This is a genomic window from Micromonospora sp. M71_S20 (assembly GCF_003664255.1).
Taxonomy (GTDB): Bacteria; Actinomycetota; Actinomycetes; order Mycobacteriales; family Micromonosporaceae; genus Micromonospora.
Map to the genome: position 1 here is coordinate 2,662,920 of NZ_RCCV01000001.1, position 18,365 is coordinate 2,681,284.

At 74.2% G+C, this 18,365-nt stretch carries 17 protein-coding genes; 6 read left to right on the forward strand and 11 right to left on the reverse strand.

Going from position 1 to position 18,365, the window contains the following annotated elements:
* Nucleotides 1-8: 8 nt before the first annotated feature.
* Both DER29_RS12110 and DER29_RS12115 read right to left on the reverse strand, forming a co-directional pair.
* Nucleotides 9-1,451: a glycosyltransferase 87 family protein gene (locus tag DER29_RS12110; RefSeq protein ID WP_121397442.1), complete on the reverse strand. Its 1,443-nt coding sequence runs from the start codon at nt 1,449-1,451 to the stop codon at nt 9-11.
* Nucleotides 1,452-1,666: 215 nt separating this feature from the next.
* Nucleotides 1,667-2,212 (reverse strand): DoxX family protein, encoded by a 546-nt coding sequence (locus tag DER29_RS12115; RefSeq protein ID WP_121397443.1) that lies wholly within the window; start codon nt 2,210-2,212, stop codon nt 1,667-1,669.
* 125 nt (nt 2,213-2,337) lie between these two features.
* Here DER29_RS12115 and DER29_RS12120 point away from each other — a divergent pair, with 125 nt between their 5' ends.
* A complete protein-coding gene (locus tag DER29_RS12120) occupies nt 2,338-2,892 on the forward strand; it encodes a GNAT family N-acetyltransferase (protein WP_199729231.1) in 555 nt (184 codons plus the stop codon).
* A gap of 78 nt (nt 2,893-2,970) precedes the next feature.
* On the opposite strand, the gene DER29_RS12125 is transcribed toward DER29_RS12120, so the two are convergent.
* From DER29_RS12125 to DER29_RS12135, 3 genes are all read right to left on the reverse strand, one after another.
* Nucleotides 2,971-4,212, reverse strand: coding sequence for an ATP-binding protein (locus tag DER29_RS12125; RefSeq protein ID WP_121397445.1), 1,242 nt, complete (start codon nt 4,210-4,212; stop codon nt 2,971-2,973).
* Between the two features lie 141 nt (nt 4,213-4,353).
* On the reverse strand, nt 4,354-4,806 hold the full coding sequence (locus DER29_RS36235; RefSeq protein WP_121399161.1) for a PT domain-containing protein: 453 nt from the start codon (nt 4,804-4,806) through the stop codon (nt 4,354-4,356).
* Nucleotides 4,807-5,475: 669 nt separating this feature from the next.
* Nucleotides 5,476-6,012, reverse strand: a complete 537-nt coding sequence (locus tag DER29_RS12135; RefSeq protein ID WP_199729432.1) for a hypothetical protein — start codon at nt 6,010-6,012, stop codon at nt 5,476-5,478.
* 227 nt (nt 6,013-6,239) lie between these two features.
* On the opposite strand from DER29_RS12135, the gene DER29_RS12140 reads away from it, so the two are divergent.
* Entirely contained in the window at nt 6,240-7,268 is a 1,029-nt protein-coding gene (locus DER29_RS12140) for an EamA family transporter (protein WP_199729233.1), read from the forward strand.
* A gap of 10 nt (nt 7,269-7,278) precedes the next feature.
* Nucleotides 7,279-8,001, forward strand: a complete 723-nt coding sequence (locus DER29_RS12145; protein ID WP_233599728.1) for a prepilin peptidase — start codon at nt 7,279-7,281, stop codon at nt 7,999-8,001.
* Nucleotides 8,002-8,081: 80 nt separating this feature from the next.
* Here the strand turns inward: DER29_RS12145 and DER29_RS12150 are convergent, their stop codons facing one another.
* The 5 genes from DER29_RS12150 to DER29_RS12170 all read right to left on the reverse strand — a co-directional run bounded on the left by DER29_RS12150 (nt 8,082) and on the right by DER29_RS12170 (nt 14,935).
* Nucleotides 8,082-11,276, reverse strand: coding sequence for a UvrD-helicase domain-containing protein (locus DER29_RS12150; protein ID WP_121397447.1), 3,195 nt, complete (start codon nt 11,274-11,276; stop codon nt 8,082-8,084).
* A 101-nt stretch (nt 11,277-11,377) separates the two neighbouring features.
* Nucleotides 11,378-12,622 carry a metallophosphoesterase gene (locus DER29_RS12155; protein ID WP_121397448.1) on the reverse strand — a complete coding sequence of 415 codons (1,245 nt, stop codon included), beginning with the start codon at nt 12,620-12,622 and terminating at the stop codon, nt 11,378-11,380.
* Between the two features lie 14 nt (nt 12,623-12,636).
* A complete protein-coding gene (locus tag DER29_RS12160; RefSeq protein ID WP_121399164.1) occupies nt 12,637-12,876 on the reverse strand; it encodes a MoaD/ThiS family protein in 240 nt (79 codons plus the stop codon).
* Between the two features lie 134 nt (nt 12,877-13,010).
* Nucleotides 13,011-14,024 (reverse strand): GTP 3',8-cyclase MoaA, encoded by a 1,014-nt coding sequence (gene moaA, locus DER29_RS12165; protein ID WP_121397449.1) that lies wholly within the window; start codon nt 14,022-14,024, stop codon nt 13,011-13,013.
* Nucleotides 14,021-14,935 (reverse strand): fructosamine kinase family protein, encoded by a 915-nt coding sequence (locus DER29_RS12170; RefSeq protein WP_121397450.1) that lies wholly within the window; start codon nt 14,933-14,935, stop codon nt 14,021-14,023. Before DER29_RS12170 ends, moaA begins: the two co-directional genes overlap by 4 nt.
* Nucleotides 14,936-15,236: 301 nt before the next feature.
* Here DER29_RS12170 and DER29_RS12175 point away from each other — a divergent pair, with 301 nt between their 5' ends.
* The 3 genes from DER29_RS12175 (at nt 15,237) to DER29_RS12190 (ending at nt 17,622) form a co-directional block, all read left to right on the forward strand.
* On the forward strand, nt 15,237-16,274 hold the full coding sequence (locus DER29_RS12175; RefSeq protein ID WP_121397451.1) for a DUF4192 domain-containing protein: 1,038 nt from the start codon (nt 15,237-15,239) through the stop codon (nt 16,272-16,274).
* 283 nt (nt 16,275-16,557) lie between these two features.
* Nucleotides 16,558-17,184 carry a class I SAM-dependent methyltransferase gene (locus tag DER29_RS12185; RefSeq protein WP_370040063.1) on the forward strand — a complete coding sequence of 209 codons (627 nt, stop codon included), beginning with the start codon at nt 16,558-16,560 and terminating at the stop codon, nt 17,182-17,184.
* Between the two features lie 102 nt (nt 17,185-17,286).
* The gene (locus tag DER29_RS12190; RefSeq protein ID WP_148710010.1) at nt 17,287-17,622 is read left to right on the forward strand and encodes a hypothetical protein; all 336 of its coding nucleotides are present in this window, start codon (nt 17,287-17,289) and stop codon (nt 17,620-17,622) included.
* A 31-nt stretch (nt 17,623-17,653) separates the two neighbouring features.
* On the opposite strand, the gene DER29_RS12195 is transcribed toward DER29_RS12190, so the two are convergent.
* Nucleotides 17,654-18,283 (reverse strand): TetR/AcrR family transcriptional regulator, encoded by a 630-nt coding sequence (locus tag DER29_RS12195; protein WP_121397454.1) that lies wholly within the window; start codon nt 18,281-18,283, stop codon nt 17,654-17,656.
* Between the last annotated feature and the right edge of the window lie 82 nt (nt 18,284-18,365).

The following is an 18,365-nucleotide window of genomic DNA, read 5'->3' on the forward strand; positions in this document are numbered from 1 at the left end:
CCACCCGGTCAGCGGCGGAGGCTCGGCGCGGCCTGGCGGCCGAACCGGTCGGCGTAGAAGGCCGGCTCGGCGCCGGGGCGCCACGGCAGGGCGGCGACCAGCAGGATCAGGGCCAGCGCCAGCGAGTTCTCCATCAGGGCGCCGAAGAGGCCGTCCTGGTAGTGCGACACCTCGGGGAGCTGGTGCTCGTACGGCCAGATCGGGGAGACCAGGAAGAGCAGGTAGAGCCCGATCGCCGCGACGCCGTGCCGGAGCCCGGTCAGCGTCGGGTACCAGATCGGCGAGCGCAGCCCGGTCACCCCCGGCGGCCCGCCGTACCCGCCCTGACCGGCCCGCTGGGCCAGCCCGCGACTGGCTTCGCGGCGGCGTACGGCGGCGTCGGCCAGCACGATGATCGCCGGGATCACCCAGACCAGGTGGTGCGTCCAGGAGATCGGGCTGATCACGTTGGCGGTGAGGCCGACCAGGGTGAACGCGGTCAGCTCGTCGCCGTCGGCGCGGGCGTTGACGGCCCGGGAGAGGCCGACCGCCAGCATCAGCACCGAGAACGACAGCCAGAGCAGGCCGGGCGTCTCGATCGAGTCGTACAGCCGGGCCAGCAGCCCCGCCAGCGACTGGTTGGGCGTCATGTCGGCGGCCCCGACCCGCTCGGTCTGCCAGAGCACGCCGCCGAAGTAGGCCCGCGACTCGGTGCCGACGACCGCGAAGGAACCGACCGTCACCGCGATCACCGTGCCGATCGCGGTGGTCGCGGCACGCCACTGCCGCGTGATCATCAGGTAGGCGATGAACAGCGCCGGGGTCAGCTTGACGGCGGTGGCCAGGCCGATGCCCACGCCGGCCCAGGCGCCGCTGTAGACGAAGCGCAGCAGCGGGCCGTCGGTCGGGGGGATGTGGGTGCCCCGGCGGGCCCGCCAGCGCAGGCCGATCAGGTCGGCCATGATCAGTGCGAAGAGGAGCAGGTTCACCTGGCCGTAGCCGAGGGTCTCCCGGGCCGGCTCGACGGCGACCGCCAGCGGCGTCGCGATCCCCACGGTGAACCAGAGGGGCCAACCGAGCCGGTCGACGATCGGGCGGAGCAGCCCGGCCAGAACGACGGCCAGGGCGGCGATGCTGGCGAGCGCGTTGACCGTCCCGGCCAGCTCGACCGGCAGGTGCGCCATCGGCAGCATCACCAGACCACCGAACGGCGGGTAGGTGAAGCCCAGGGTGGTGCCGGGTGCGATGAACTCGTAGAGCTCGTGACCGCTCGCCCACCACACCACCGCGCCGTGGTAGATCTTCATGTCGAAGAAGTTGTACGGCCGCCCGAAAGCACCGATGGCGAGCCATGCGGCATAGGCGACGGCGGCCACGATGCCGGTCCGTACGACTGTCCTACGATCGATCCCACGCGTTACGCGACGGACTGGGGCGAGGCGGTCCACCCGTCTTCCGACGGTCGCCGGCATGGCGTGGCCACCCCCGTACCAAGGTCGTCCTACCCGTCCAGGTCCTGCACGGAGCCTAGAACGGCGCCTCACGTTAATGCCTCCCGCGTTATGCGACCGTGTCCGATCCCACACATGTTTTTGACATTTCAACCGCGTTAACGCCTGTCGGGTGGTTCAGGTGATTCGCGGCGTTGACACGTGAGGGGCCGGCCGGAGGGAGGTATCGACGCAGGTCAGCCAGGCAGTCGTCGGGCCGTCGCTGCCGATCGTACGGCGATCCGGGCCTCCCTGCGGGCGGTACGGACGGCTCGCTGCACGGAACGTCGGGAGTGGCCGATCCGGTGACCGGTCCGCCACCGCAGCCCGGGCTTGCCGCCGGTGTCGGCGGCGGCGAGCAGCAGTCCGCCGAGGAGGCCGAGGTTCTTCAGGAAGTGGATCTGGTTGTTGTGCCGCGCCGCCGGGTCGTCGTTGTTCCAGAAGGGATGCCCGGCGAGGGTCACCGGGACCAGCGTGCCGGCGAGGACCAGCGCAGCCGGCCGGGCGAACCGGCCGGTGGCGAGCATCAGCCCGGCGCCGACCTGCACCGCCGCGTTGACCCGGATCAGCGTCTCGGTGTCGGTGGGGATGCGGGGGTCGGCCTTCTCCAGCAGCGGGGTCACCCGGTCCGTCACGGGCTTCGCGGCCGGGACCAGCCGCCCGGGGTTGCGGAGGTTGGTGAACCCGCTGACCACGAAGATGCCGCTCAGCATGGCGCGGGCGAGGGAACGTACGGGTTTCATGGGTCAGTCATACCCCGTCGCCGGCCCGGCTACCCCCGCAACCGCCGATCCGGATCGGCGGGCGTGCACGTCGCGCCACGCCGATTCGAGCGACCGTCGCAGATGGACGGGCTGTGAGGGGTAACGTGCCCCGCGTGACGACGCTGCGGTTGCGACCCGAGGACCCGGCCGACACCGGCGCGGTCCGGCGGGTGCTGGCCGCCGCGTTCGCCCGCCCCGACGTGTCCACGCCGCCCGAGGTGGGGCTGGTCGAGGAGTTGCGCGACACCGACGCCTGGGTGCCGGAGCTGGCGATGGTCGCCGAGTACGGCGGCGAGGTCGTCGGCTACGCCCTGCTCACCCGGGTCCGGGTGAAGTCCGACGACCACACCGCGCCGGCGCTGGCGCTCGGTCCCGTGGCGGTCGCGCCGCACCGGCGGCGGATCGGGCTCGGCACGGCGGTGGTGCAGGCCGCCCTCGAGGCGGCCACCGAGCTGGGCGAGCGGCTGGTGGTGGTGCTCGGCGACCCCGGCTACTACCACCGGTTCGGGTTCGGCCGGGCGGACCGGATGGGCCTGACCAGCCCCTGGTCGGGTCTCGGCGACCCCTGGCAGGCGCTGGTGCTGCCGCCGGCCACGAGCGGTGAGGGCCCGCCGCCGCGCGGCGAGGTGCTGTTCCCGCCGCCCTGGTCCAATGTCTGAGGCCCGAGCCGCCCTGGTCGAAGGTCGGACGCCCGCGTCGCACGTCGACGGCCCCCGCCACATGCCCGTCGCGGCCGGTCAGGCCGGTTGGGTGCGCAGGTAGCGGCCGAAGTGGGGGACGGTGAAGGCGACCGTGCCGCGTTCACCGGAGTAGATCAGGCCCTTCTTGATCAGCGCGTCCCGGGCCGGGGAGAGGCTGGCCGGCTTGCGCCCGAGGGCCCGGGCGATCTCCGCCGTCGGCACGGCGGCGTCCATGTCGTCGCGGCCTCCGCCGTCGGCCTCGCCCTCCACCAGGGACAGCGTGGCCATGGCCCGCATGTACTCGCGTTCGGCCGGGGTGGCCCGTTCGAAGCGGGAGCCGAAGAAGCCCACGGCCAGCTCGGCCTCGGCCTCGGGCGCGGCGACCCGTACGTCGGCGGCGGTGATCGGCGAGCGGGGCGCGTGGTCCCACGTCGCCTTGCCGTACGCCTGGACGAAGTAGGGGTAGCCGCCGGACTTCTCGTAGAGCAGGTCGAGCGCCTTCTGCTCGTACTCCACCTCCTCGCGCTCGGCCGGCGCGCAGAGCGCCTGATCGGCGGCGATCCGGTCGAGCCGGTCGATGCGCTGGTAGCGGAAGAGCCGTTCGGAGTACGACTTGGCCGCGCTGAGCACGGCCGGCAGGTGCGGCAGCCCGGCGCCGACCACGATCAGCGGCGCGCCTAGCTGGGACAGCTCGTGGCAGGCGGCGCAGAGCGCGGAGACGTCCTCCGGGCCGAGATCCTGCATCTCGTCGATGAAGACCGCGATGCCGGTGCCGACGTCGGCGGCCACCGCCGCGGCGTCGGTGAGCAGCTCGACCAGGTCGATCTCGATGTCGCCGGAGTCGGCACGGCCGCTGGCGGCGGGCACGTCGATGCCGGGCTGCCACCGGTCGCGCAGCTTCGGGGCGGCGTTGCCACGACCGGTCGGCGCGGTCCGCTGGGCGAACGCCTTGAGCACGCCGAGGAAGGCGTCGATCCGGTCGGGTGCGCGGTGCCGGGGAGCCAGCTCCCGGACGGCCATGTGCAGCGCGGCGGCGATCGGGCGGCGCAGCGACTGGTCCGGCCGGGCCTCGATCTTGCCGCTGCCCCAGAGGTGGTTGATCGCCTGGGAGCGGAGGGTGTTGAGCAGCACCGTCTTGCCGACCCCGCGCAGGCCGGTGAGCATCAGGCTGCGTTCCGGCCGGCCCCGGGCGATGCGCTCCAGCACGACGTCGAAGACGTCCAGCTCGCGCCCCCGCCCGGCGAGCTCGGGGGGACGCTGGCCGGCGCCCGGGGCGTACGGGTTGCGGACCGGATCCACGCATCGCACAGTATCGGGCCGTCTAGCTGCGGGACTAGACATCCGTAGATGGGGCAACCGGCGTGTCGGGCCACCGGGACCGGTCTCGACACAAAACTAGGGCTGTCTAGCGTCCATGCTAGACAGCCCTAGTTTTGGTAATCAGCGCTTCTTCAGGCAGAGCACGTAGTCGAGGAAGTCCACCGAGTTGTCGTGCACGTAGTTCGCGGTCGCCTCCGGGGCCCGGGTCTTGCACCGGTCGCCGTCCGCCGTGCCCGGGATCCGCAGCAGCACCTCGTACGTGTTGGGACCGCAGGGCACCTTCCGCAGCTCGGCCTTGCTGGCCGTGCCGTCGTTGACCACGCAGTCGCCCTTGGCGAAGTCCCTCCTGCTCGGGCTCGGCCTGGCGGAGGTCGGCGCCGCGCTGGGCTCGTCGGTCGGCTCGGTCGTCGGGTCGTCCGTCGGCTCCGTCGTCGGCTGGCCCGTCGGGTCGGCGGAGGCGCTCACCGTCGGGGCAGCGATCGGGTCCTCGTCGTCGCCGCCCTGCCAGAACGCCCAGCCGGCCAGGCCGAGGCACGGGCAGAGCAGGAGCACCACCACCAGGCCGATGACCAGCGCGATCTTGCCGCCGCTCTTCTTCGCCGGCGGAGCGCCCAGCGGCATCCCGTACCCGCCGGGCACCGGCGGCGGGGCGCCCCACTGGTTGCCCGGCGCGGGCGCCGGACCGGCCGGCGGATACGGTCCCGCCGCCGGATAGCCCCCCTGGCCCGCGGGCGGCTGCGCGCCGGGCGGCGGCGGGTAACCCGCCCCGGAGGTCGATGGCGGGTACCCGGCCCCGGAGGTCGGCGGCGGGTAGCCCGCGCCGGAGGTGGGCGGCGGGGGGTAGCCCGGTTCCGGGGCCGGCGGCTGCGCGGGCTGGTGCCACGCAGGGTCCGGCTGGCCCCACTGCGGGTTGGCCGGCGGTTCACCGCCGGACGGCGGCTGTCCCCACTGCGGGCCGCTCCCGGGCTGCTGTTGGCCCCACTGCGGGTCACTTCCCGATTGCGGCTGTCCCCACTGCGGATCGCTCCCCGGCTGCTGTTGGCCCCACTCTCGGGCGGCGGGCGGCTGGCCCCACTCCGGCAGGGTCGGGTCGATGGGTGGCGGGCCGCCCGGGGTGCCGGTCGGGCGCTGGTAGGGGTCGTCCGGCTGCGCGGGTGATCCGTAGGTCGTCATCTCTTCCTCAGGGGTGGGCCGCTCAAGTGCGGTGGTTCGGGGGTCCGATGGATCGGGGGGTACGGTGGCTCAGCGCTGCTTCAGGCAGAGCACGAAGTCGAGGGTGTCCAGCTCGCTGTCGAAGAAGTACCAGTTGGTGTAGCCGTCAACCTTGGCGCACTTCGCCGCGGCGTCCTTCTCGCCGCTGGTCGCCCCGTCGATCCGGCGCAGCACCTCGTAGGACTGCGGCGCGCAGTCGCTGATCAGCAGCTTGGGCTTGCCGCCGGCCGGCCCGTCGTTGCGGACGCACTGGCCGGCCTTGACGAAGCGCGGGTCGGTGGAGGACTCGGGGGCGGGTGTGCTCGGCGCGGCGGCCGTCGCGCTCGCCGGGGCTTCCGGCGGGTCGGTCCTCGCCGCGGGCGCGGGCCCGCTCGGCGTGGCGACGGGCGTCCGGTCGTCCTGATCGAGCAGGTAGAGCACCGCGGCGCCGCCGACCAGTGCCAGCAACGCCACCGTGGCCAGCACCGCGACGACCGTGGCCGCCCGCCCGCGCCGACGCCGTGGCGGCGGGGCGGGACCTTCCGCGTACGGGGAGGGGACCCCGTCGCTCTGGGCGGCGTACGGCACCGGGCCGTGCTGCGGCGGGGTCGCGCCGTACGCGTCCTCCCAGCGGTCCTGCCCCGGGGGCCCGGCCGATGGACCGTACGACTCGTCGGGGCGCCGCCCGTGCCACGGGTCCGGGTTCCCGCGACCCGGTGCTCCGTAGTTCGCCATGCACGCCTCCCGTGCGAGTGGTGAGAGGCCGGCCACCAACGAGGGACGCCGACGCCGAGGCCACCGTAGCGTGTCCACCGATGAGCCCACCTCCACCGAGTGCGCAGCCGCCCGTCGACGCGGGTACCCGGCCCGGCCCGGACGCCGGGACGGGTCGTACGGCTGCCGCCACGCCGGCCCTGCTCTGGACCGCACTGCTGCTGGTCTACGTCCTGTGGGGCTCCACCTACCTGGGCATCCGGATCGCGGTGGAGTCCATGCCGCCGCTCGGCTCGGCGGCCGCCCGGTTCGCCGCCGCCGGCCTGGTGCTGGCGATCGTGCTGCGGGTGCGGCGGGGGCGGGGCGCGCTGCGGGTCGACCGGCGGCAGCTCGCCTCGGCCGCGTTGGTCGGGGTCCTCCTGCTGGCCTGCGGCAACGGGCTGGTGGTGCTCGCCGAGTCCGGTCCGGTGGGGGTGGCGGTGCCCTCCGGGATCGCCGCCCTGCTGGTGGCGACCGTGCCGCTGCTGGTGGTGCTGCTGCGTACGGTCACCGGCGACCGACCCCGGTCGTGGACGCTGGCCGGGGTGACGTTGGGCTTCGTCGGCCTGGTGCTGCTGGTGCTGCCGACCGGCGGGGCGGACGCCGTGCCGCTCACCGGGGCGCTGACCGTGGTCGCCGCGGCCACCTGCTGGTCGATCGGCTCCTTCCTCTCCGGCCGGATCCGGATGCCCGCCGATCCGTTCGTCGCCACCGTCTACGAGATGTTCGCCGGGGCGGCGGCGCTGGCCGTCCTCTCGGTGGGCCGTGGCGAGCTGCGCGGCTTCGACGTGGGCGAGGTGACCACCCGGTCATGGCTCGCGCTCGCGTACCTGACGGTGGCCGGCTCGCTGGTGGCCTTCACCGCGTACGTCTGGCTGCTGCACCACGCCCCGATCTCGCTGGCCTCCACCTACGCCTACGTCAACCCGGTGGTCGCGGTGGCGCTCGGCGCGTTGTTCGCCGCCGAGCCGGTCACCGCGCGGGTGGTGCTCGGTGGCGCGGTCATCGTCGCCGGGGTGGCCCTCGTGGTGAGCACCGAGAGACCGCGACGTCCCGCCCGGGGGACCGCGCCGGAGCCGTCGCGCCGGTAGCGTCCGCCCGGTGTCGACCGGGCTGCTGGCAGGCGTGGCGCTGCTCGGCGCCCTGGCCGGCCTCGCCGCGCCCCGGGCCGCCCGCCACTTCACCGCCCCGCTCGCACCGCACGTCGCCGGCGCCACGCCGAACGCGGCGCGGGACACCCGGTCCACGCCGCGCGTCGTCGAGGCCGCGCCGGGCGCGGTGCGGGACACCGGGGCCGCGCCGGGCGCCGGGTGGGGCGCGGCGGCGGGTGCGGTCGTGTTCACCGGGCTCGCGGCGGCCCTGGGGGCGGATCCCGTCCTGCCGGTTCTTCTCGTGCTGGCCGCCGTCGGGCTGGTGCTCGCCCTGGTCGACCTGTCCTGCCTGCGGCTGCCCGACCCGCTGGTCGGCGCCGCCGCGCTGGTCGCCGCCGTCGGCCTGACCGGCGCTGCGGCGGCGTCCGGCAGCCCCGGGCGCCTGCTCGGCGCGGTGGCCGGGGCGGCGCTCTGCTTCGCCTGCCACGTGGTGCTGGCGGTGCTGCCCGGCTCCCGGCTGGGCTTCGGCGACGTAAAGCTCGCCGCCGTTCTGGGCCTGCCGCTCGGCTGGCTCGGCGGGTCGTCCCTGGCGCTCGGGCTGCTCCTGCCGCACGTGCTGCACGGTGCGCTGGTGCTCGTCCTGCTGGTCGCCGGCAGGGTGCGCCGCGACACCCCGCTCCCGCTTGGCCCGGCCCTCCTCACCGGCGCCTGGCTGGCCGCCCTGACCGCCTGAGGGGAACGGCACCGCCGTGGCGGCCAGCATTGTCGTGCTGACGCGGCGACCGGAGCCGCGACGACCTGCCGACGCGCCGGTCAGATGAGGCGGAGCTGGCGGTCGCGGGGGCGGCGGGGTTCGGCCTCGCCGAAGCGCTCGAAGAGGCCCGGGTCGATGGCGTCGAGGAACGGCGACGGGGCGCACTCGCGTTCCGTGCCGTGCCGGCTGCGGCGGGCGGCGTGGGTGACGTACAGCCGGTCCTGGGCCCGAGTCAGCCCGACGAAGAAGAGCCGCCGCTCCTCGGCGATCGCGTCCTCGTCGGGTGTGCTGCCGGGCCAGCGCAGCGGGAGCAGCCCGTCCTCGGCGCCGACCAGGAAGACCACCGGGAACTCCAGCCCCTTGGCGGCGTGCAGGGTGAGCAGGGTGACCGCCTCGGCGCGGGGGTCGAGCGCGTCGACCTCCGCCCCGGTGGCGAGCTGGGACAGGAACAGCGGCAGGTCGTCGCCGCAGCGGCGGGCGAGCGGGGTGAGCAGGTCGACGGCCGACCGGACGTCCTCCGGGCGGACCGTGTTGGCGCCATCCAGCGTCGGCACGGCGAAGCGCTCCGCCAGCACCTGCCCGGCCAGCCGGACCCGCGCGGCCAGCGAGCCGTCGAGCCCGTCGGCGTGGCGCAGCTCGCGGGCGATGGCGGCCACGCCGGGGCGGTCGCGCAGCCGGTCGTGCGAGCGCTTCTGCACGGGGATGTTCGCCCGGGCCAGCGCGTCCACGATCGGTGCGGCCTGCGCGTCGGTGCGGTAGAGCACCGCGATCTCGGAGAAGGACAGCGAGGTCGACCGGCCGTCGATCCGCCCCGAGTCCAGCGACCGGTGGGAGAGGCCGCCGACCAGCTCGTCGATGGTGCGTACGACGAAGTCGGCCTCGTCGGAGACGGAGGCCGCCGGGTAGCGACCCACCAGCGGGGCCTCAGGGTCGAGCCGAGCCGGGTCGAGCCGGCGGCCCCGGACCAGCGACGACGGCGCGATGGCCTGCACGGCGGCGGCCAGGATGGGGGCGGACGAGCGGTAGTTGCGGTTCAGCCGGACCAGCCGGGCGTCGGTGAAGTCCTGCGAGAAACGCAGGAAGTAACCGACGTCGGCGCCCCGGAAGGAGTAGATCGCCTGGTCCGGGTCGCCGATCGCGCAGAGGTTGCCGTCGGCGGGGCTGAGGAGGCGCAGCAGCTCGTACTGCACCTCGTCGACGTCCTGGTACTCGTCGACGAAGATCCAGCGCCAGCGCTCCCGGTAGTGCCGGACCAGCTTCTTGTCGGCCTTCAGCAGCGCGACCGGCAGGGTCAGCAGCTCGTCCAGGTCCACCAGGTCCTGCTTGCGCAGCAGCGCCGCGTAGCCGGCCTCGTCGTTGCCCGCCTCGGCGCGGGCCTCCGCCCGCTGGGCGTCGTCGGCGATGCGGAAGTCCGCCGGCAGGCCGACGGCGTCGGCGTTCTCCCGCAGGATGGTCAGGCCCAGCGAGTGGAAGGTGCCGACGGTGACGTCCTCGGCGACCGGGCCGAGCAGGCCGTCGAGGCGGTGCCGCAGCTCCTCGGCGGCCCGCCGGGTGAACGTGATCGCCAGGCACTGCTCCGGGAAGACGTTCAGCTCCGCGCAGAGGTAGGCGATCCGGTGGGTCAGCGTCCGGGTCTTGCCGGTGCCCGGCCCGGCGACGATGAGCAGCGGACCGCCCGGCGCGGAGGCGGCCACCCGCTGCATGGCGTCCAGGCGGTCCAGCAGACCGGTGCCGACCTCCTCCATGCCGGCGAGCATCGGCTCGAACGGCTCGTGCGGCGAGGGCGTCGGCGCGATCGGAGGCGGGGGCGCGACCGGCGCGGCCTTGCGCTTCGGTTCGGGCTTGGCCGCCGCCGGGCGCTTGGCCCGGGGCTTCGGCGCCGGCTCCGTCGGGGTGCGCTGCGCCGGCACGGGTACGTCGAAGAGCGTCTCCTGGGCCCCGCCGGCGTTGCCGCCCAGCTCGGCCGGGTCGAAGAGGGTGATGACGCCGTACTCGCCGTCGTAGCCGGGGACCCGGCGGACGTCGCCCCGGCGCAGCCGGCCGATGCCCTCGGCGAGCAGTTCCCCGCCGACCCGGCCGATCTCGTCGAGCGGCGTGGTGGTGAGGATCTCAAGCTCCGGGCCGAGGGCGGCGACCAGCTCGTGGAGCTTCCCCTCGACCTTCTTGGACCGGGCGCCCACCTTGTTGACCTCGCCGAGGATCTCGGCCAGCGGCACCAGGTGGGTGACGTCGCGGGCGTGCGCGGGCCGGTGCCCCGACGGCCGGTCGGCCAGCTCCTCGACCCGGCTGAGTACGCCGACGGTCAGCGGCTTGCCGCACTCCGGGCAGCGGCCATCGGCGGCCCGGGTCTTCTCGGGCGACCAGTTGACCCCGCAGAGCCGGTGCCCGTCCGCGTGGTACTTGCCCTCCTCGGGGAAGAACTCGATGGTCCCGGCGAGCCCGTCGCCGGTACGCAGGGCGTCCCGGATCGCGAAGTAGTCGCGGGCGGTGGCGAAGACGGTGGCCTCCCGGGCCAGCGCCGGCGGCGAGTGCGCGTCGGAGTTCGACACCAGCCGGTAGCCGTCCAGGCTGCCGACGCGCCAGTTCATCTCGGGGTCGGAGGAGAGGCCGGTCTCCACCGCGAAGATGTGCCCGGCCAGGTCGGCGTAGCAGTCGGCGATCGCGTCGAAGCCCGACTTGGAGCCCAGCGCGGAGAACCACGGGGTCCAGATGTGCGCCGGCACCAGGTAGCCGTCGGCGCTGGCCTCCAGGGTGATCTCCAGCAGGTCCCGGGAGTCCAGACCGAGGATCGGCCGGCCGTCCGAGCCCAGGTTGCCGATCCGCCCGAGCGCGGTGTTGAACCGGGCCACCGCGTCCAGGTCGGGCAGGTAGATCAGGTGGTGCACCTTGCGGGTGCGGTCGTCCCGCTTGTAGATCGTGGAGATCTCCACGCTGAGCATGAACCGGACCGGGTCCGCCTCCGCCTCGCTCGCCAGCCGGGGCGGCAGCCGGCGGGCGATGTCCCGCTCCGCCTCCGGGCTGAGCCGGTGCAGGCCGGGCTCGGCCGGGTGCAGCGTCTCGCGGAGGTGGTCGTACCAGGCGGGGTGGGTGAAGTCGCCGGTGCCGAGCACCCCGATGCCCTTGCGCCGCGCCCACCAGCCGAGGTTGGGCAGGGTGAGGTCGCGGCTGCACGCGCGCGAGTACTTCGAGTGGATGTGCAGATCCGCGACGAACGGCGAGAGGCCGCCGGGGGGTGCGGGACTGAACGGAGGCACGCCGCATCCTGTCACGCCCGCGCCTTTACCCAACCGTCGCCACGCACACCCGTGACCCTGAGCATCCGGTGCTGGACAACGCCACCCGCCCGCGCTATGGGTCAGCGGGAGCGCAGCTCCACCAGGGTGATCTGCGGCTCGGCGCCGACGCGGACCGGCGGGCCCCAGAAGCCGGCGCCGTTCGTGACGTAGACCTTGGTGCCGTCGACCTCGCCCAGGCCGGAGACCACCGGCTGCTGGAGCTTCACCAGCAGGTTGAACGGGACCATCTGGCCGCCGTGGGTGTGCCCGGAGAGCTGGAGGTCGACGCCGAACTTCGCCGCCTCCACGGCGGCGACCGGCTGGTGGGCGAGCAGCACCACGGGCCGGTTCGGGTCGCGGTCGCCGAGCGCCGCCGCGTAGTCCGCCGGGGCGGCCAGGCCGGTGCCGGCGGCGGTGACGTCGTTTACTCCGGCCAGGTCGAGCACGCCGCCCCGGGCCTGGATCTCCGTCCGCTCGTTCTGCATGACCCGCAGGCCGAGCCGGTCCAGCTCCTGGACCCACTCCTCGACACCGGAGTAGTACTCGTGGTTGCCGGTGACGAAGTAGCTGCCGTGCCGGGAGCGCAGGCCGCGCAGCGGCTCGGCCGCCTCGCCCAGCTCGGCGACCGAGCCGTCGACCAGGTCGCCGACGACGGCGACGATGTCGGCGTCCAGGCGGTTGATCGCGGCGACGATCCGCTCGGTGTGCGCCCGTCCGCGCAGCGGACCGAGGTGGATGTCGGAAACCGTGGCGATCCGCAGGCCGTCCATGCTGCGGGGGAGCTTGGCCAGCGGGATCTGCACCCGGTCGAGCTGCGGCGGACCGAGGGCGGTGCGGATGCCGTACCCGGTGAGGCCGGTGGCGGTGAGCCCGGCGAAGATCGCCGCCCCACGGGCGAGCAGCAACCGGCGGGCCGGGTCGTGGTCGGGCTGCGCGACGGCGTCGGCGGCCGGCGGGTCGGCCGGGCCCGCCGCGCCCACCATGGCGGGCTCGGGCGCGGCGGCGGTGGGCTCCGCGGCGACGACCCGGCGGCGCAGCACGAGCTTCGTCACCGCCATCGGCACTTCCAGCGCCACGAGCAGGACCAGCAGGTAGAACATGACGGCGAGCCAGAGGTAGCCGGGCCACGCGAGCCAGTAGAGGCCCGCCTGGGTGCCGGCCATGGTCGCCGGTACGAGCAGCGCGAGCACCAGGGCGGTGATCCCGCCGATGCGGCGCCAGCGCCCCGGGGCGGTGGTGTCCCGGACCAGGCGCTTCCACAGGTAGAGGTGGATCAGGCCGGTGATCAGGGCCATGGTGGCGACGAACGCCAGTGCCGCCAGCATGTTGTGTGCCTCCCTCAGCCGCCCGCGAAGGGCGGCAGGACGTCGATCGTGGCCCCGGCCGTCAGCGGTGCCCGCCGATCATGACAGGTGACGCCGTCGACCAGGAAACTCGCCACCGTCAGGACGGCGGCGAGGCGCTCACCGTGCCGGTCGGTCAGCTCCACGACGAGTTCGTCCAGGGACCGCCCGGCGGATGCGGTCTCCTCGGTCCGGCCGGCGGCGGCCCGTGCCCCGGCGAAGTAGCGGACGGTCACCGGCGCCCCGGCGTCGGCCGTCCGGGCCGACGCCTCGGCGGATGCCGGGCGTGCCTGGGCCGGTGGCCCGGTGCGCGTGGGGCGTGCCTGGGCCGGTGGCCCGGTGTCGGCCGGGCGCGTCGGTTCTGCCACGGTCAGCCTCCGATCGCGGACATCGGCCGGGCGGGCTGGAGGAAGGCCGGGTCGTCGATGCCGTGCCCGGCCCGCTTGCCCCACATCGCGGCCCGCCAGCGCCGGGCCAGCTCGTCGTCGTCCGCCCCGGCCCGCAGCGCGCCCCGCAGGTCGGACTCCTCGGTGGCGAAGAGGCAGGCGCGCACCTGCCCGTCGGCGGTCAGTCGGGTGCGGTCGCAGTCACCGCAGAACGGCCGGGTGACGCTGGCGATCACGCCGACCCGGGCCGGGCCGCCGTCGACCAGCCACGTCTCGGCCGGCGCCGCGCCGCGTTCCGCCGGGTCGGGGGTCAGGTCGAACTCCCCGCGCAGAGCGGCCAGGATCCCGTCGGCGGTGACCATGGTCGCGCGGTCCCAGCCGTGCTGGGCGTCCAGCGGCATCTGCTCGATGAACCGCAGCTCGTAGCCGTGCGCGAGGGCGAAGCGGAGCAGCCGCGGCGCCTCGTCGTCGTTGACGCCGCGCATGAGCACCGAATTGATCTTGACGGGGATGAGCCCGGCGGCGGTCGCCCCGGCCAGCCCGGCCAGCACGTCCGCCAGGCGCGGGCGCCGGGTCAGCCGGGTGAACCGCTCCGGGTCCAGCGTGTCCAGCGAGACGTTCACCCGGTCCAGCCCGGCGGCGCGCAGCGTGGGGGCGAGCCGGTCCAGCCCGATGCCGTTGGTGGTCAGCGAGATGCGGGGGCGCGGCTCCAGCGCCGCCACGGCGGCCACGATGTCGACCAGGCCGGGCCGGATCAGCGGCTCCCCGCCGGTGAAGCGCACCTCGGTCACGCCGAGCAGGCGTACCGCGACCCCGACCAGCCGGACGATCTCGTCGTCGCCGAGCAGTTGCGGGCCGGGCAGCCAGGCCAGCCCCTCGGCCGGCATGCAGTAGGTGCAGCGCAGGTTGCACTTGTCGGTCAGAGAGACCCGCAGGTCCCGGGCGACGCGGCCGTACCGGTCGGCGAGGACGCCGGCGGTCGGCGGGGCGGCGGTCACCCGTCGACGGTAGCGCGCCCGAGCCCGGCCAGGGCCGCCCGGGCGGTACGGGCGACCGCATCCCGGTACGCCGCGCCGAACAGGGCGGTGTGCACCAGCATCAGGTGGAGCTGGTGCAGCGGCACCCGTTCCCGCCACCCGTCGGCCAGCGGCCACTCCTCCGCGTACGCCGCGAGGATCCGGTCGAGGTGCGGCGCGCCGCCGAAGAGGGCCAGCTGCGCCAGGTCGGTCTCGCGGTGCCCGCCGTGCGCCGCCGGGTCGACCAGCCAGACCCGGTCGTCCGCGCCCCAGAGCGCGTTACCCGGCCAGAGGTCGCCGTGGATCCGGGACGGCGGCTCGTCCCCGCCGAACTCGCCGATCCGCTCGACGACCTGCTCGACCAGGCCGGCCTCGGCGCCGGTGAGCGCGCCGCCGTCGACCGACATCCGGAGGTACGGAACGAGCCGGGCCGGCGCGAACCACCCCGACCAGGGGCCGTCGTCGGCGGTGTTGTCCGCCGGCAGCGCACCGATGAAGCCGTTCCACCCGGCGCCGAAGGCCGACGCCCCGGCGCGGTGCAGCCCGGCCAGCTCCCGGCCGAACCGCTCGGCCGCCCCGGGGGTCGGCTCGCCGGGGTCGACCCACTCCAGCGCGAGCAGCTCGGGCAGCGCCACCACCACCTCCGGTACGGCGACCGTCCCGGCCTCGCGGAGCCAGCGCAGGCCCGCCGCCTCGGCGGCGAAGAAGCCCTCCGGCGCGGGCCTGCCGGCGGTCTCCGGCCAGGTCTTGGCGAACACCGAGTGCCCGTCGTCCAGCGTCAGCCGGGACGCGGCGCAGATGTCGCCGCCAGCGACCGGCGTCTCGCGGATCCGCTGGTGGGTCAGGAAGGTCGGCAGGTGCTCCGGGTGCGCCCGCAGGTACGCCAGATCCATGACGGCAAGGTAGCCCCCTGACGGCGTCCAGTCCCGCCGGAAACGGCCTGCCGCCCGATCCCGCCTGCCGCCCGATCCCTGCCGGGAAGGGACAGTTGTGATTCTTGGCGAGTTTCGGCCTCTCGGGGGGCCTTTTCGCTCCAAGATCGCCGGAGGTGGTTCGGGCGGTGCCCGTGGGGGGGTGGCGTCAACGGGCGGGGGGTTGGCTTGAGCTGGGTAAATACTCTCCGTGCCTGTGGATGAACCGCGTGTCGTCCACAGGGGCCGCCGGCCGTCCCGCCCGCGTCGGAGGCTGCCAGACATGACCCCGACCGACCGCCCCCGGCTCGCCGTCCGTTCCCCCGCCGACCTCATCGCCGCCGTGCCCTACCTGCTCGGCTTCCACCCCGCCGACAGCGTCGTCGTGGTGGCGATGCGGGGCCGCCGGATCACCTTCGCCGCCCGCGCCGATCTGCCCGACCTCGCGGACCCGCGCGACCCCGCCGGCCACCTCGCCGGCGTCGTCGCCCGGCAGCACGCCGAGACCGCCACGGTCCTGGGCTACGGGCCCGCACCGCTGGTCACCCCGGCCGTCGACGCCGTGCGCGCCGCGCTGACCGCCGCCGGGATGTCCGTGCTCGACGCCCTGCGCGTCACCGAGGGCCGCTACTGGTCGTACCTCTGCACCGAGCCGGAGTGCTGCCCGCCCGACGGCACCCCCTACGACGTCGGTGCCAGCGAGGTCAGCGCGGCGGCCGTCTTCGCCGGCCAGGTCGCACTGCCCGACCGGGCCGCCCTGGTCGCGCAGGTCGCCCCGGCGACCGGTCCCGCTCGCTCGGCCGTACGCCGGGCCACCGCCCGCGCCGAGCGACGCCTGGCGGACCTGCTCGACCGGGCGCCCGCGACCGACCCGCGCGGCGAGCGGGCACTCCGCTCCGCGGGGGTGGCGGCGGTACGCACCACGCTGCGCCGGCACCGGCGGGGGCAGCGGCTCACCGACGACGAGGTCGCCTGGCTGAGCGTGCTGCTGACCCACGTGCCGGTTCGCGACCACGCCTGGGAACGCACCGACGGGCGGGACGAGGACATCGCGCTCTGGACCGACGTGCTGCGCCGGGCCGAGCCGGAGCTGATCGCCGCGCCGGCCGCGCTGCTGGCGTTCGCGGCGTGGCGGGCGGGGCAGGGGGCGCTGGCGGCGGTGGCCCTGGAACGGGCCCTGGCCGAGCACCCCGGCCATTCGATGGCGCTGCTCCTCGACGACCTGCTGCGCCGGGGCGTGCCACCCTCCGAGCTGGACGGCTGGCCGGCGGTCGGAGCGCCCGGCGTGCTACGCCGCAGACGCAGGCGGCGCGAACGCTGATCCGTGCGGCTACGTCATCGCTCAGCTGCTGGTCAGGCGGAAGGGATGCCCCGCCGGATCCTTGAAGACCCGCCACCGGTCGCCGCCCGGCTGGAACTCGGGCTGGTCGCGCCCAGGCCCAGCACCAGGCCTCGGCTCCGGGCAGTCGAGTGTGATCGCCGTCAGCCTCCAGTCTTGCGGGCATCAGCGCCTCCCTGGTGGCAACGACGTTGCGGCCGCGTGGCGTCGGGACAGCGGGGCCACTGTGACACCTAACGTGTCGCACGTGAAGAGTGAAGGCTGGTTGGCGGACACCCGGGACTCCTACGACACGGTTGCTGCCAGCTACGCGGAGCAGGTACGCGACCTCCTGGTCGACGCGCCCCACGAGCGAGCGGCCCTGGCGTTGTTCGCCGAACTGGTGTTGGCCGCAGGCGGAGGACCTGTCGCCGACGTCGGCTGCGGGCCCGGCCGCATCACCGCTCTTCTCCACCAGCACGGTCTGGACGCCTTCGGCATCGATCTCTCCCCGGCGATGATCGAGATCGCTCGGCGAGACCATCCCCACCTGCGGTTCGAGGTGGGCTCGATGACCGACCTGGCGCTCGCCGACGCTTCGGTCGCGGGCGTGGTGGCCTGGTACTCGCTCATCCACGTCCCGGACGAGGAGATCGGCCCGGTTTTCGCGCACTTCCGGCGGGTGCTGCGCCCCGGCGGCCCGCTGCTGCTCGGCTTCCACGTCGGCGACGGGTCACGGTTGAAGACCGAGGGCTACGGGGGCCACCCCATGAACGTCCATGTCCACCGCCGCCGACCCGAACGGGTGGCGGCATGGCTGGGCGCAGCCGGGTTCACCGTAGAAGCGCAAACGGTCGTCAGCTCGCCGGAGAGCAGTCTGGGCGGAATGATCTTCGCGCGCCGGGTCCCGTAGGGCGGGTGCCGCATTAGTTCCGAGCCGAGGTGGTGGTAGGTGGAGGAGTTCCGGCGGCATGTCCCGTCCTGCCCGCGAGGCCGCCCGCCTGGCGTGCGGCGCTTGGACGTCGCGTTCGACTACGGGGCCTTCCCTGTGTGGGCCTGGATCACGATCCCCGCTCACGGCGGTCGTCCAAGCCGCGAGGTCGTGGGCTCGGTCAGCCCGGAATGGCTGAGCATTTCGGCCAAGCTGGCGACCGAGCTGCGTGCGTGGTCGGACTGGATGGACCTGCACAGCGAGTACGGCGGTGGTCGGGCCGCCGCCGACGATCAGTACCGGGCGTGGACGGCACAGGGCCGGAAGCTGGCCCAGCAACTGGCAGAGGAGACCGGCGCGGAAGTCGTCTACCAGGGGGATCGCGGCGAGATCGATCTCGACTGCCCGCACTGCGGCTAGTTCCCTTGAGCGCATGAGGATTCGAATGCGGTCAGGTTCTTGCGGACAGGGCGGCGTGCGCTGTGGTGAGGTTCGTGTTGGTGGCAGTTTCGGCGTAGTTGACGATCAGCGTGAGGGCGCTTGTGCGGTCGATCGAGGTGCCCGTGACGATGTGATAGCCGTAGGCGTCCTCGAGAGCGACCAGGTTGCAGGCGACGTGTCGGATGGGGCCACGAACGGTGAAGACGCCGCGAGCGGCTCCGTCGTTGAGAATCTGTTCGTAGAGGTCGGCTTGCTTGTCGAACAGGTTCCGCCTCATGTGCGCGTCGCCTGGGCGTAACCGGGCTTGGGGTGAGAACTCGTAGAGCAGGCAGCAGAGACTGTCGTCGCGGTCTGCGGGGAGCCCGGACTCGATCATCGTCAGCAACCGGGCGACCGGATCGCGCAGACCGTCGCTGGCTTGCTGCCGGCGTTGGTGGAACCGCTCGATCGCGTCTTCGTACACGTCCTGGAAGAGGTCGCGCACGTCACGCCAGTAGTAGGTGACCGTGCCGGGTGAGGTGTTCGCGGCATCGGCGATGTCGCGGACCCGGACGCCGGCGAGGCCGCGGTCCCTGATGGCCCGCTGGGCAGCGGTTATCAGGTGCGCGCGTTGGGCCTCCTGCCTTCGTGGTCGGACCATACGGCGCCTCCTGTCATGGCCCCCGTAGGTGCAGGACGGCCCGGGATACCAATGTCGAATCAGGCATGATCACTTCGCGATG